This is a genomic window from Alitiscatomonas aceti (genome assembly GCF_025567195.1).
GTDB classification, from domain to species: Bacteria; Bacillota; Clostridia; order Lachnospirales; family Lachnospiraceae; genus Alitiscatomonas; species Alitiscatomonas aceti.
Window position 1 is genome coordinate 78,557 of the sequence record NZ_JAOQJF010000008.1, and the last position, 14,689, is coordinate 93,245.

Below are 14,689 nucleotides of genomic sequence, written 5' to 3' on the forward strand. Positions count from 1 at the left end.
GTCAGAACACTTTTCCATATAAAACAGGATCTCCCTGCAAATACAAGGAAATCCTGTCTTTAAACTGTATTTATACCTTAAACCGATACCCCACGCCCCAGATCGTCTCAATGTACTGGGGCTTGGCTGTATTCATCTCGATCTTCTCACGGATCTTTTTGATATGCACCGTGACCGTGGCGATATCGCCGATGGACTCCATATCCCAGATCTTGGAGAACAGCTCCTCCTTGGTGAACACGTGGTTGGGATTCTGGGCCAGGAAGGTCAGAAGATCAAATTCCTTGGTGGTAAAATTCTTTTCCTCCCCATTTACGTAGACCCGTCTGGCTGTTTTGTCGATCTTAAGGCCCCGGATCTCGATGATATCGTTGGCCGGCATCCCGCTGCCGATGAGGCGCTCATACCGGGACATATGGGCCTTTACCCGGGCCACCATCTCGCTGGGGCTGAAGGGCTTTGTGATATAATCGTCGGCCCCCAGTCCCAGACCGCGGATCTTGTCGATGTCGTCCTTCTTGGCCGACACCATAATGATCGGGGTGTTCTTATTTTCCCGGATCCTTTTGCAGATCTCAAAGCCGTCCACGCCCGGCAGCATCAGATCCAGGATGAAAAGATCAAATTCCTCCTCCAGGGCTCTCTTAAGCCCGGATTCCCCGTCGTTCTCGATCTCCACCTCAAAGCCCGAAAGCTCCAGATAATCCTTCTCCAGCTCCGCAATGCTCTCTTCGTCTTCTACGATCAAAATTCTGCTCATAACCTTCTCCTTTTACACGCTTGTCTTCCTCAGTACAAAATGAATCTCTGTGCCGATCCCTTCTTTACTGGTGGCCCAGATTCTGCCCCCATGGTCCTCCACAATCTTCTTTACGATGGAAAGTCCGATGCCGCTTCCTCCCTTGGCTGAATTTCTCGAGGAATCCGTCCGATAGAACCGGTCAAAGATATACGGCAGCTCTCTGGGACCGATGCCCTTTCCGTTGTCCTCGATCTCCACCTGGACGAAATCGCCCACATCCAGGATCCGGATATTGATGATCCCTTTTTTCTTGTCCATGTATTTCAGGGAATTTCCAATGATATTGTTGATGACCCGCTTCATCTGCTCGGCATCGGCGATGACGTATACGTCCTCATCCACATAATTGAAATATCCCAGCTCCACGCCCCTGGCCTCCAGCTCCAGGCCCACCTCGTCGATACAGTCCCGGAAATAGTTGGCCACATTAATCCTGGAAAACGTATAGGGGATCTTGTTGGTGTCGATCTTGGAATAAAACGTCAGCTCATCGATGAGCCGGTCCATGTCGTTGGCCTTATGGTAGATGGTACGTATATATTTGTCCAGCTTTTCCGGCGACGAGGCCACGCCGTCCATGATCCCCTCCACATACCCCTTGATGGCCGTGATGGGAGTCTTCAGATCATGGGAGATGTTGCTGATCAGCTCCTTGCTCTCCTTGTCGTACTGGACCTTTTCCTCCGTGCTCTCCTTTAACCGGATCCGCATTTCCTCAAAATTCTGGCAGAGCTGTCCGATCTCATCGTCATCCTCCACCTCCAGGGTAAAGTCCAGGTTTCCGTCCCGGATCTTCTTGGTGGCCTCCTGGAGCTTTCCAATGGGCCGGAGAATGGACTGGTATACCCAGACCGTCAGCACCGCCCCTGTGATGAACAGGATCATTACGCTGGTGACCAGCATCTCAAAGATCATGGACTTGGCCTCCGGCACCATATCCATCACATTGGTCACCAGGTAGACGCCGCCGTCATCTCCGTCCGGATAGGCAAATTCCCGGATCTTTAACAGATGCTCCGTATCCTTATCCAGGAAATTTCTCCAGGACGACGGGGCTCCCGCGTCCTCATATCCAAAAAACTCCTGCTTCAGGTCCTCCACAGTGGCCGTATCTCCCACGAAGATCAGCTCCTCCGCCTTCCGCACCACCAGGAACGAGTGCTTCATAGAAAGCCTCCCGTTCAGATCCGCCAGGTACGTCTCGTTGCTGAACTTCCCCGTATCCGACTCCAGTACCTTATCGATCTCCTTCTGGATGGACTCCGTTAAGTGGCTGAAGACCCGGATGGATGCGCCGGAAAACAGATCCACATCCTCTGAAACGCCGTAGGTCTCGCTGAATACCCTGGCCTGGTAATTGTTGAGCCCGATGATGGCCATATAGATCAGCGTGATGGGAACGACTGTGATGGTGAGGAATGCGATGGCAAGCTTTGTACGGATCTTCATAAACGCCGCTCCCCCTTTTTCACATGTTTTTTTTATTATACCATACTTTCCCACCTTATTTATAAAACTATTATAAAAAATGGCAGAAAGAAGGCCCCGGGACGCGGAAAAAGCGCCCGGGGTCTCCAATTTTTTTAATATTCGTATTTTTTACACCAGATCCCTGGTCAGTGCGGAAAGCTCCATGACCGCCTTTTCACCGTCCATGGCCGCCTTTTCAAGCTCTGCCACCTTCGCCGCCATACGGGCCACAAATTCCTCGTCCTTGATGGAGCCCAGGTTGATCTTTACGTTAAGGAGGGCGCTGAGGACCGCGGTCCTGGCCATCATGGAGGCCACCAGGCCGTCTGTAACGGCGTTGGCATTGCCTCGTTCCACCACAGCCCCGGCCACATGGAAGATCTTAAGGGCCGTTTCTGCAACTGCCAGAGGCACCTCTGCGGCCTCCTTTAAGCCGTTCTGCATGGCCTCTTTTCTGGCCGCCTTTTCCTCATCGGTATTTTTCGGCATACCCAGGGCGTTCATATACGCGGTGAAGGATTCCGTATCCTTCTGGATGGAATCGATCAGCTCTTTTCTGAGAGCCGCTCCCTCTGCCGCCAGACCCTTCATCTCCTCTTCCACATCTGCATATTTCGCTTTCCCGATGGTCAGGTTCGCCACCATTTCCGCCAGGGCGGCTCCCAGACCTCCGGCTAAGGCCGCAACACTTCCGCCGCCCGGAGCCGGAGCGTCAGAGCCGGTCACTGCCACAAATTCTTCCACAGATAAATTTTTTAAGTCTGCCACGGTTTATTCCTCCTCTAAAAGACGGTTTTCCATGATCTGGGACGGATCAAAGCCTGCCACCTGGAGATAATACTCGGCGCAGTCCACCAGGGCCTGCATGGGAAGGAGTCCCACGATCTCGCTTTCCAGCACTGGAACGCCGTAGCGCTTTGCCTCCATTTTCACAGCCTCGAAGGCACGGTATACGGCCGTCTTTGTATAGTCAGTCAGGTTCATGGATACCTGGGCCAGATTTCTGTCCTCCAGCATCACGCCGATGGCCTTGATGTAATGGTAGCCGCCGTTGATATTCCTTACGCGTCTTGCGATCTGGTTTGCGATCTCCAGATTATCGGTGCCCAGATTTACGTTATAGGCCACCAGCGGCATCCTGGCTCCCACTGCGCTGACGCCTGCTGTGGGATGGGGAGCGGCCGGTCCGAAATCCGGAGCCCATTTTTCTGTATCCTGCATCTTCTCTGCCATTCCCTCAAACTGGCCCTTGCGGATGCTGGCCAGGTTCGCTCTGTGGGGAGCCGTCGCGGAAGACTCGTATAAGAAGCAGGGGATCCCGTACTGCTCGCCCACGGTCTTTGCCACTTCCTTGGCCAGGGCATCGGCCTCCTCCAGGGTCGCGTTGCGGCACGGAATGAACGGAACCACGTCCACGGCTCCCATTCTGGGATGCTGGCCCTCATGCTTCGTCATATCGATCAGCTCCACAGCCCTTCCAAAGGAAGCTACCACCGCATCGCGGAGAGGCTCTGGCTCACCGATCACAGTGACCACCAGGCGGTTGTGGTTGGGGTCGGTCTGGTAATCCAGAAGCCGCACGCCTTTTTTTGCACGGAAGCACTCTACGATCTTTTCGATCTTTTCCAGATCGCGGCCTTCACTATAATTGGGTACGCATTCGATCAGCTTATTTCCCATTGATCCCATCCTCCAGTTTTTCTGTTATTGTGATTGTTTTAATTTTTATCATTTTCATGTTTTTCATGGATCTCTGCCTTCACAGCCCGGGTCCCTGGCTTTATCTCATAGGCGATCCGGCTCCCGGACGGCAGTCCCCGCAGCAGGAGCCCCTGGCCTTCATCCAGGATCACTGGCTCCGGTCCGGAAACCAGGACCTCCATCCGGCCCTCATGGCAGTAAAAGAACAGGGTACTGTACACATCCTCTGTCTGTTCACTTCCAGAACCGGAAAGGACCTCCAGGTCCCCTGTACAGGCTCCCTTCCTTAACATCAGATTAAAGTCCGTCACCCGTCCCTGGCTTTTAGTTTCACTGGCCCCGTCAAACCGATGGGGCGAAAACTCCTCCAGATGGATCCATGGTCCCCCGTCGTGGCATATGTCCATCTCCCCTTCAAGGGTCAGGATGATCCGGTCAAAATCCGGGAGAGACGTAAAGGTGCTCTCCTCCAGCTCCACGGTGGCGGAGCTTAAGCGCCACAGAAAGTCCCGGCTCTGGTAATTCCCGTTTTCCGGCGCGATGGAAAGCTCGGTGGTGGTCCCGCCGGACCAGGAAGAGACGCGGCATGCATCTCTTCCGATCTTTTTTATCTCCATGTTCATATTTAATACTCGATCTCTGCTCCCAGGGCTTCCTCAACGGCACGGATCAGAGAGCCGTCCTCGATGATCTTTTCGCAGTAGTTGATGTCTTCGTAAAGCTCCCGGTCCTCATCCAGACGGGCCACACATTTGCGCACAAGATCATAGGCCGCCTGGGTCCCCTTTCCAAGTCCCTTGTTTCCTCTCATGTCGATGCCCTGGCAGGCTACCATCAGCTCCATGGCCAGCACACGGCGCACATTGCGGCCGATCTCGCCGGCCTGCCTTGCGGCAATGGTCCCCATGCTCACATGGTCTTCCTGGCCTGCGGAAGACGGGATGCTGTCCACGCTGGCCGGATGGGCCAGGACTTTATTTTCAGAAACCAGGGCGGCAGCCGAATACTGGACGATCATAAAGCCGGAGTTTACGCCGCCGTTGGGGGTTAAGAATGCAGGAAGGCCGCTGTACGCCGGGTTCACCAGACGTTCGATCCGGCGCTCGGAAACGTCGGCCAGCTCGGATTCTGCGATCTTTAAGAAGTCAAAGCTTAAAGCCATGGGCTGTCCATGGAAGTTTCCTCCAGAGATCCCGCTTCTGTCCTCCCTGAAGATCAGCGGGTTATCCGTAACGGCGTTGATCTCGATGTCCACACGGCCGCCCACATAGTTGACCGCGTCCTTGCTGGCTCCGTGGATCTGCGGACAGCAGCGCAGGGAATAAGCGTCCTGTACACGGATCTCTCCCTGGCGGCTGGCGTTTTTGCTTCCCTCCAGGAGCTTTAATAAGTTCCTGGCTGTGGCCATCTGGCCTGCATGGGGACGTACCTGGTGGACTCTTGCATCCAGGGCGTCCACAACGCCGTTCTGGGCCTCAAAGGATAAGGCAGCGGCGATGTCGGCGGTCTTTAAGAGCGTAATGGCGTCATGAAGAGCGTGGGCGCCCACAGAGGTCATGGCCTGGGTCCCGTTATTTAAGGCAAGCCCCTCTTTGGCAGACAGCTCGATCACCGGGATCCCGGCCCGCTCCATGGCCTCAGCGCCCGGAAGCAGCTCGCCCTTATACCAGGCCATTCCAAGACCGATCATGGGAAGGACCATATGGGACAGGGGAGCCAGATCTCCGGATGCGCCCAGGGAGCCCTTTTCCGGGATAAAGGGAGTCACACCCTTATTTAACATGGCGATCATGGTCTCCACGGTCTCCAGGCAGATGCCGGAAAAGCCGTTGGAAAGGCTGTTGACACGAAGTAACAGGATCCCCCTGGCAATGTCCTCTTTAAAGGGATCTCCCGCGCCTACCGCATGGGTGATGATCAGGTTCTTCTGCAGCAGCTTGCACTCATCCTGGGAAATGACCACATCGCTGAACTTACCGAAGCCAGTGGTGATCCCGTATACGACCTTTCTCTCCTCCACCAGCTCGTTGACCACCTGTCTGGAGGCCAGGATCTTTTCTCTGCTCTCATCCGATAAAACGACTTCTGCGCCTTCGCGGCATACGGCGATGATCTGGTCCACGGTCAGGTCATGGCCTGTGATTACAACTTTCTGCATATGCTACCTCTCCTTATGTGATTTTGCTGAAATTTTTACCAGTTCCAGTCGGATATGGATCCATTATACACAAAAAACGTCCAAAAAGCGTCAAACTCTTTCGCTTTATCATGCTAATATGTCAGACGATTCTCCAATCGTTTCTCTACCTCGGAAAGCAGCCGTTCCGTCTCCGGATTCCGGATCTTATCGGAGATCTCCCTCCCCTTCCTGTAATGCTCCCTGGCGCTCTTTAGGTCGCCCGTCTTTATGCAGGTGAGAGCGAGCCAGCCCTCGGCCCGTTCCAGGCCCCAGCGGTAGCCGTTCCGTTCCAGGCATTCCACAGCCTTTTCCAGAAGCGCCATGGCCTCCTTATACTGGCCTCTGAGACAGTGGACCTGGCCCATGCTGGAGTAGATCTGGCCCAGGCCGTTCATAAAGGACAGGCTCTCGCCCACCGCCAGGGCGCGGCCATAATAGGCCATGGCCTCGTCCAGATGACCCTGCTTCCTGTATACATCTCCCAGATAATTGTAGCAGGCCGCCACGCCCGCGCCGTAGATCTCATGGTCCAGCTCCTCAAACAGGGACAAGGCCTGGAGCAGCATGGTCTCCGCCACATCGTACTTTCCCTTCTGCATATAGCAGAGCCCCTTTAAGCGCATGAGGGTGGCATACTCGTCCTTTTTCTCTCCGCCCCGGCACCGGAGCCCGTGCTCCACCAGCTCCTCCACCAGCTCTGTGTTCCCGGTCTGGATCCCGCAGAAGATCTGCTGTTTTAAGCATGCCAGGTAAACCTCGTCGTCCCCCAGCCCCAGGGCCAGGGCCATGCTGCAGTTAATGTCAGAATTTCCCCGGTCATACTCGCCCATGGCGATCTCATACCGTCCCTTGATATAGCGCATTTCCATTTTCATCTGTCGGATCATGGGAGAATCGTCCTTTAATCCAATGACCTGCTCCGCCAGCTCCAGCATCCGCTCCGCCCCGGTCATGACGCCGAAATCGTCTCCCTGCTCCGGCATCGGGCTGTGGAGCACCGGGAAATTCTCGTTGATGACCGTGTAAAATTCCTTCAGATAGTAGATCTGGTAGCGGTACGCCTGGACCTGGTCATGGCACTTATCATAGTGGTAGGCTGCCAGGGCCAAGGTCCGGAAGCCCCGGTCCGGCTGGCTCCCATAATATTCCGCCAGCATCCGGTGGTACTGGAGGGTCTTGCCATTACTCTGCTTTTCATACACATATTCCTGGAACAGGCGGTGGCTGAACTTATAATACACGTTCCATCCCACCAGCACCTCCTGGATCAGAAAGGCCTCGGAAAGCCTCTCCAGACGCTTTAAGAGCGTCAGCCGGTCCGTCCCCTTCATCAGATATTCCAGCTCCTCGATACCGATCTTTTCCGGGAACACGGACATACATTCCAGGATCTCCCGCTCCCTGGCCCCCACCGACGACAGCCGGGTCTGGATGGCCAGATTGGTCTTGGCGGATTTTTCCAGGGTAAAGCCCTTTTTCCGGATCAGATTGATCATCTCCCGAAGGAAAAAGGCGTTCCCCTCGGTGGTCTTATAGATGGACCGGCACTTTCCCGCCTCCTTTGCCACATCGGGAAGCTCCCGCCGCAGGATCTCCTCTGTCTCTTCCTCTGTAAATGGCTCCAGGCGGACCACCGTGATCCTGTCCTCCCGCACCAGGGGCTCCAGAGATGTCATCACATCCATTTCCCCATTTTTGCTGCAGGTACACAATACTGCTGTCCCGGCCCCGGAGGCGCTTCCCAGAAGCCGGTTTAAAAGCTGGAGGCTCATCCGGTCCATCCACTGGACATCGTCAAAGGCCAGCAGGACCCGGAAGCGGCGGGTAAGGCCGGAAAACAGTTCCATGATCTCCCGCTCGATCATGGAATAGGTGAGACGGCGGCTGTCGGGCCCTCCGGCGTTTTCCAGCTTAAGGATCATGGACAGGCGCTCCTCATCCCCGGTCTTTAAAAATCCCGGGCCTCCGTTTTCCTGGATCTGGCGCAGCTCCTGTAAAATATCGCTCCAGGGGTTCAGGAAAAAATCCGTTCCCTGACGGTAGCAGGAGCTTTTTAAGGTCACCATCTGCCTGGAGGCGGCCAGCCGGAGGCTGTTTTCCAGAAACGCCGTTTTTCCGACTCCCTCCTCTCCCACCACCACCAGGCAGTTCACCGGATCGGAGGGATCCCATTCCAGAAATTCACTGACAGAAAATAATTCCTTTTTCCTCCCCACAAAGGGCAGGTCCGCCGGGCCTCCCACGGCCTTCATATGCTCCTTCACATGGAACACCCGCTGGAACAGCTCCCGGATCTTCCGGGACGGCTCCACCCCCATCTCCTCCTTCAGGCACTTTTCCAGGTCATAGTACAGGCGGATGGCCATGATATAATCGCCATGTTCTGCATAAATGCTCATCAGCTCATAATAGATCTCTTCATCATATGGATCCTCTTTTATAAGAAGGGAGCCGTATTTCTGGACCGCCTCCATGTCTCCCTTCTCTCTGGCCTCCCGGAATTTCCCAGAGGCATTTTTTACAGACTCCTCGCTCTGCATGGCCCGGATCCCGCCGACCCACTCTTCAAATTCCAGACATTTTTTTATGTAAAAATATTCCAGGAACGGCTTCTGCTCTCCCAGATGGCCCTTTTTTACATGATCCCAGTCAATGGACACGGGACAGGCCGGATTCAGGGCGATCCCCGTATGGCCCGCAGTCAGGATAATGTCCTTATCCAGCTTTTTCCGTACCTGGTAGATGGCGTCCCGGAGCTTTTTCCTTCCGCTGGCCTCGTCCTCATCCCCCCATAAAAGACAGATGGCCTCCTCTCTGGTGATCTGCTTTTTCACACAGAGATAATAAAGAAAGCCCTCCACCTTTTTATATGGAAAGCCCACCGGTTCCCCGTCTGCCAGGATGGCCGGAGTCCCGAACAGGCGTATTTCAATTTTTTTCACCGTATCCCCTCACTTTCGCTTGCAGCTGTACTGCCGCAGTTCCCTCACGGATGCTGGTTTCTTCTGCCTTTAAGTATACAAAACGTCCAAAAAACTGTCAACTATTCCAGCTTATTGACGTTTTTTTGACTCTCTGGTGATATACTCTAAGTAACTGAATAGTTCCGCAGATTTTAGAAAGACTAAGACGTTTCTGTTATAAAGAGAAAGGATGAGAATGCATATGACCAACAAAGAAATCGGCGCTGCCATGACCATCAAGCTGGATCCGGTGCTTCCGGAGTATCCTGTATTTAAGGAAGGGATCCGCCGTGCCCCCATGCGCGACCTGACCCTCTCCGACCATGAAAAGAAGCTGGCAGTGAAAAACGCCCTCCGCTATGTGCCCGAGGAGCTCCACGAGGCTCTGGCCCCCGAATTTATGGAAGAGCTCCTGACCCGCGGCCGGATCTACGGATACCGTTTTATGCCAAAGGAAAGGATCTACGGAAAGCCCATCGACGAATATAAGGGAAACTGCGTCCAGGGCAAGGCCTTCCAGGTAATGATCGACAACAACTTAAACCATGATGTGGCCCTTTATCCTTATGAGCTTGTGACCTACGGCGAGACCGGACAGGTATGCCAGAACTGGATGCAGTACCAGCTCCTGAAAAAATATCTGGAGGTCCTCACCGACGAGCAGACCCTTGTGGTGATGTCCGGCCATCCCCTGGGCCTTTTCCACTCCCATAAACAGGCCCCCAGAGTGGTCATCACCAACGGCCTTATGGTGGGCGAGGGCGATAATCCGGAGACCTGGGCAAAGGCAACGGCCATGGGCTGCTCCTCCTACGGCCAGATGACAGCCGGAGGCTGGATGTACATTGGCCCCCAGGGCATCGTCCACGGTACCTTCAATACCATCTTAAACGCAGGCCGTAAGTTCTTAGGCGTTCCCGCAGAAGGAAACCTGGCCGGCCACTTATTCGTCACCAGCGGACTGGGCGGCATGAGCGGCGCACAGCCCAAGGCCATCGAGATCGCCGGAGGCGTGGGCATCATCGCCGAGGTGGATTCCTCCCGGATCGAGACCCGCCACAGCCAGGGCTGGGTAAAAATGATCTGCGAGTCTCCGGAGGAGGCCTTCCGTACAGCCCGGACCTATATGGACAGGAAAGAGCCCATGTCCATCGCCTTCCACGGAAATATCGTGGACCTGCTGGAATATGCTGTAAACAACAACATCCATATCGACCTGCTCTCCGACCAGACCTCCTGTCACGTTCCCTACGACGGCGGCTACTGCCCCCAGGGCCTGACCTTTGAGGAAAGAACTGAGATGCTGGACCATGACCATGAAAAATTCTGTGAGCTGGTCAACCGTTCCCTGACCACCCACTTCCATATGATCCGGACTCTGGTGGAAAGAGGCTCCTATTTCTTTGATTACGGCAACGCCTTCATGAAGGCTGTATTTGACGCCGGAAACAAGGAGATCTCCAAAAACGGCGTGGACACCTCCGAGGGCTTCATCTTCCCGTCCTATGTGGAGGACATCCTGGGACCGGAGTTATTCGACTACGGCTACGGCCCGTTCCGCTGGTGCTGCCTGTCCGGAAAGCATGAGGACCTTATTAAGACCGACCATGCGGCCATGGAGATCATCGATCCCAACCGCCGCTTCCAGGACCGGGACAACTGGATCTGGATCCGTGATGCTGAAAAGAACCAGCTGGTGGTGGGGACCCAGTGCCGGATCCTCTACCAGGACGCTCTGGGAAGACGCGACATCGCTTTAAAATTCAATGAAATGGTAAGAAATGGAGAGATCGGACCGGTGATGCTGGGCCGCGACCACCACGATACCGGCGGAACGGATTCCCCGTACCGCGAGACCTCCAATATCTATGACGGCTCCAACTTCACGGCCGACATGGCGACCCACTGCTATGCAGGAAACGCAGCCCGCGGCATGACCCTTGTGGCTCTCCACAACGGCGGCGGCACCGGCATCGGAAAGGCCATCAACGGCGGCTTCGGCCTTGTCTTAGACGGCTCCGAGCTCACGGACCAGATCATCCGCGAAGCCATCCCGTGGGATACCATGGTGGGCGTTTCCAGAAGAAGCTGGGCAAGAAACGAGCACTCCATTGCGACCGTTGCCGAATATAATAAGAAATTTGCCGGCTCTGACGCCATCACGATGCCCTATATCGCCGACGATGAGCTGATCGAGCGCGTATTTAACAACACATGTAAATAAGCATACTGCCCCGGCCTGAGCAGCCTTCTGCCCAGGCCGGAACCGCCTGGAAACGCATCCGGCGGTTCCTTTGCATAGAAAGTAGGAGACTATATGAAAAAACTTTATATCCGCCGCGCCTCCGAGCTGGTGACCTGCCGGGGCTCCGCTCCCAAAAAAGGCGCGGAAATGGCCGATATCGGTCTTATAAAAAACGGAGGCGTTCTGATCCATGATGACCGGATCTTTGCCGTCGGCACCACCGAGGAGCTGGATCTCCTGGCAGGCTTTGAAGAGGGCTCCGGTCAGGTTGACGCATGTACGGAAACTGCCTCTGGCTATACGGTCCTGGACGCCTCCGGAAAGACCGTTCTTCCTGGCTTCGTGGATTCCCACACCCACTTTATCTTCGGCGGCTACCGGGCCGAGGAGTTTTCCTGGCGCTTAAAGGGCGACACCTATATGTCCATCATGGAGCGGGGAGGCGGCATCAACGCCACCGTCGGCCCCACCAGGGACGCCTCCATCCAGGAGCTGGTTTCTGTCGGAAGAGAACGGGTGAACCGGATGCTGGAGTTCGGCGTGACCACCGTTGAGGGAAAAAGCGGCTACGGCATGGACCGGAATACGGAATTAAAGCAGCTCCGGGCCATGAAGGAGCTGGACGCCTCCCATCCGGTGGATATCGTGACTACCTTCCTGGGCCCCCACAGCGTCCTGCCCCAGTATAAGGGAAAGGAGCGGGAATTCATCGATATGCTCTTACAGGACGTAATGCCTGTGGTCAAGGAGGAGGGACTGGCAGAGTTTGCCGATATCTTCTGCGAAAAGGGCGTGTTCGGCATTGAAGATTCTGAATACTATCTGACCAGGGCAAAGGAAATGGGCTTCAAGCTGAAGGTCCATGCCGATGAAATGAACTCTCTGGGAGGCGCAGAGCTGGCCGCCCGCACAGGCGCGTATTCCGCTGACCACCTTTTAAAGGCCTCCGACGAGGGAATCCGCCAGATGGCAAAGGCGGGCGTCATCAGTACGCTGCTGCCGGCCACCGCTTTCTGCTTAAAAGAGCCCTTCGCCCCGGCGAGAAAGATGATCGATTCCGGCTGTGCCGTGGCCCTGGCTTCGGATCTGAACCCCGGAAGCTGCTTTACCAACAGCATCCCCCTTCTCATAGCCCTGGGCTGCATCTATATGAATATGTCCATTGAGGAGGTGATCACTGCCCTCACCATCAACGGGGCCGCAGCCCTTGGGCGCTCTGATTCCATCGGAAGCCTGGAAAAGGGCAAAAAAGCCGATGTGGTCATCTTAAAATACCCGTCCATCCACTTTATGCCCTACCATACGGGGATCAACCTGGTGGAGACTGTCATAAAGAATGGAGACGTGGCCTACCAGAAGGAATGGGAAAGGCTCCCGGAATTGAAAAGAGAAAATTAACGGAAATGATTGAAATAACTGAATTTATTAAAAAATATATGGCTGCCCTGGATCAGGCCTTTCCGGACCGCGTCTGGTTTGCCGGACTCCAGGGGAGCTACGGCCGCGAGGAGGCCACAGAAGCCAGCGACATTGATATGGTGGGAATCCTGGACCAGCTCTCCGCCAGCGATATCCATACCTATGACGCCATGCTGGATACCCTTCCCTGCCGGGAGCTTATCTGCGGCTTCCTGTCCGGAAGACAGGAGCTGGAAAACTGGGAGCCCTCGGAGCTTTTCCAGTTCTGCCGCGACACCACCCCCATAAGAGGAAGCCTGGACCAGGTGCTCTCCTCTGTCACCAGCGCCGATATAGCCCGGGCCATAAAGTCCGGCGCCTGCGGTGTCTACCACGGCTGTGTCCACAATATGCTCTATGAAAAAAGCGAGGATATTTTAAAGGGACTCTATAAATCTGCCTCCTTTGTCCTCCAGGCGGTCCACTTCCAGAGGACCGGAGTTTATGTACGGCATATGGCGGATCTGGTATCTGTCCTGCCCCCAGAGGAAAGCGCCGTTCTCCAGACCTTTATGGAACTGAAGGGAGGAAGACCGGTTGCCTTTGATGCCATGTCGGAGCAGCTTTTTTCCTGGGCAGGGAAATGGGCGGGGGCGCCCAGATAAAACAGAGAGCCAGCCCCGGCAAACGCCGCTGTGGGGCTGGCTCCAGAAGCCTTTTTCTTCTATATTCTGTTCTTACAGATATTTCTTCAGCACATCCACCTTGTCTAACTTCTCCCACGGCAGATCCACATCGGTCCTTCCGAAATGGCCGTAAGCCGCAGTCTGCTTGTAGATGGGGCGGCGGAGATCTAACATCTTAATGATCCCGGCCGGGCGGAGGTCAAAGTGTTCGCGGATGATCTCCACGAGCCTGTCATCGGAAAGCTTTCCAGTTCCAAAGGTATCCACCTCGATGGAAGTGGGATGGGCCACGCCAATGGCGTAGGAAAGCTGGACCTCACACTTATCGGCAAGTCCGGCAGCAACCATGTTCTTGGCCACATAACGGGCCGCATAAGCTGCGGAACGGTCCACCTTGGTGCAGTCCTTACCGGAGAATGCGCCGCCGCCGTGACGGGCATATCCGCCGTAGGTGTCAACAATGATCTTTCTTCCAGTCAGTCCGCTGTCGCCGTGGGGTCCTCCGATCACGAAACGGCCTGTGGGATTGATATAAAACTTCGTGTTTTCGTCCACCATTCCTGCCGGAAGCACCGGATCGAACACATACTTCCGGATGTCCTCATGGATCTGCTCCTGGGTCACAGCATCATCGTGCTGGGTGGATAAAACAACGGCGTCCAGACGGTACGGCTTTCCGTTTTCGTCGTACTCCACCGTCACCTGGCTCTTTCCGTCGGGTCTTAAATATTTAAGTGTGCCGTCCTTTCTCACCTTGGTAAGCTGCCTTGTCAGCTTATGGGCCAGGGAGATCGGATAGGGCATATATTCCTCTGTCTCGTTGCTGGCAAAGCCGAACATCATACCCTGGTCTCCGGCGCCGATGGCATCCAGCTCATCCTCGGTCATGGTCTTCTCTCTGGCTTCCAGGGCTTTGTTTACGCCCATGGCAATATCCGTGGACTGCTCGTCGATGGCGACCACAACGCCGCAGGTATCGCAGTCGAAGCCGTATTTGGCCCGGTCATAGCCGATCTCGCGGACCGTCTCGCGGACGATCTTCTGGATGTCCACATATGCGTTGGTGGTGATCTCACCCATGACCATCACAAGGCCTGTGGTGGCGCAGGTCTCACATGCCACACGGCTCATGGGGTCCTTCTCCATCAGTGCGTCCAGGATCGCATCAGAGATCGCGTCGCACATTTTATCCGAATGTCCCTCTGTTACGGACTCAGATGTAAAAAGTCTCTTTTCCATTTTTTC

Annotated in this window: 11 protein-coding genes; 3 read left to right on the forward strand and 8 right to left on the reverse strand. The window is 55.0% G+C overall.

Annotated elements, in window-relative coordinates; genetic code table 11:
* Positions 1-70 precede the first annotated feature (70 nt).
* From OCV69_RS05855 to OCV69_RS05885, 7 genes are all read right to left on the reverse strand, one after another.
* Entirely contained in the window at positions 71-760 is a 690-nt protein-coding gene (locus tag OCV69_RS05855; protein WP_022273262.1) for a response regulator transcription factor, read from the reverse strand.
* 12 nt (positions 761-772) lie between these two features.
* Positions 773-2,251 (reverse strand): sensor histidine kinase, encoded by a 1,479-nt coding sequence (locus tag OCV69_RS05860; RefSeq protein WP_158358300.1) that lies wholly within the window; start codon positions 2,249-2,251, stop codon positions 773-775.
* Between the two features lie 150 nt (positions 2,252-2,401).
* Positions 2,402-3,040, reverse strand: a complete 639-nt coding sequence (locus OCV69_RS05865) for a cyclodeaminase/cyclohydrolase family protein (protein ID WP_158358302.1) — start codon at positions 3,038-3,040, stop codon at positions 2,402-2,404.
* Between the two features lie 3 nt (positions 3,041-3,043).
* A complete protein-coding gene (ftcD, locus tag OCV69_RS05870) occupies positions 3,044-3,952 on the reverse strand; it encodes a glutamate formimidoyltransferase (protein WP_022273265.1) in 909 nt (302 codons plus the stop codon).
* A gap of 38 nt (positions 3,953-3,990) precedes the next feature.
* The gene (locus OCV69_RS05875; RefSeq protein ID WP_158358303.1) at positions 3,991-4,596 is read right to left on the reverse strand and encodes a HutD/Ves family protein; all 606 of its coding nucleotides are present in this window, start codon (positions 4,594-4,596) and stop codon (positions 3,991-3,993) included.
* Between the two features lie 2 nt (positions 4,597-4,598).
* A complete protein-coding gene (gene hutH, locus OCV69_RS05880; RefSeq protein WP_158358304.1) occupies positions 4,599-6,131 on the reverse strand; it encodes a histidine ammonia-lyase in 1,533 nt (510 codons plus the stop codon).
* A 113-nt stretch (positions 6,132-6,244) separates the two neighbouring features.
* On the reverse strand, positions 6,245-9,094 hold the full coding sequence (locus tag OCV69_RS05885; protein ID WP_158358305.1) for an ATP-binding protein: 2,850 nt from the start codon (positions 9,092-9,094) through the stop codon (positions 6,245-6,247).
* A gap of 223 nt (positions 9,095-9,317) precedes the next feature.
* Between OCV69_RS05885 and OCV69_RS05890 the strand changes: the two genes are divergently transcribed.
* From OCV69_RS05890 to OCV69_RS05900, 3 genes are all read left to right on the forward strand, one after another.
* Entirely contained in the window at positions 9,318-11,339 is a 2,022-nt protein-coding gene (locus tag OCV69_RS05890) for a urocanate hydratase (RefSeq protein WP_158358306.1), read from the forward strand.
* A gap of 93 nt (positions 11,340-11,432) precedes the next feature.
* Positions 11,433-12,758, forward strand: a complete 1,326-nt coding sequence (gene hutI, locus OCV69_RS05895; protein WP_158358307.1) for an imidazolonepropionase — start codon at positions 11,433-11,435, stop codon at positions 12,756-12,758.
* A gap of 5 nt (positions 12,759-12,763) precedes the next feature.
* Positions 12,764-13,423, forward strand: a complete 660-nt coding sequence (locus OCV69_RS05900) for a nucleotidyltransferase domain-containing protein (RefSeq protein ID WP_158358308.1) — start codon at positions 12,764-12,766, stop codon at positions 13,421-13,423.
* A 72-nt stretch (positions 13,424-13,495) separates the two neighbouring features.
* Here the strand turns inward: OCV69_RS05900 and metK are convergent, their stop codons facing one another.
* Positions 13,496-14,683: a methionine adenosyltransferase gene (gene metK, locus OCV69_RS05905; RefSeq protein WP_158358309.1), complete on the reverse strand. Its 1,188-nt coding sequence runs from the start codon at positions 14,681-14,683 to the stop codon at positions 13,496-13,498.
* Between the last annotated feature and the right edge of the window lie 6 nt (positions 14,684-14,689).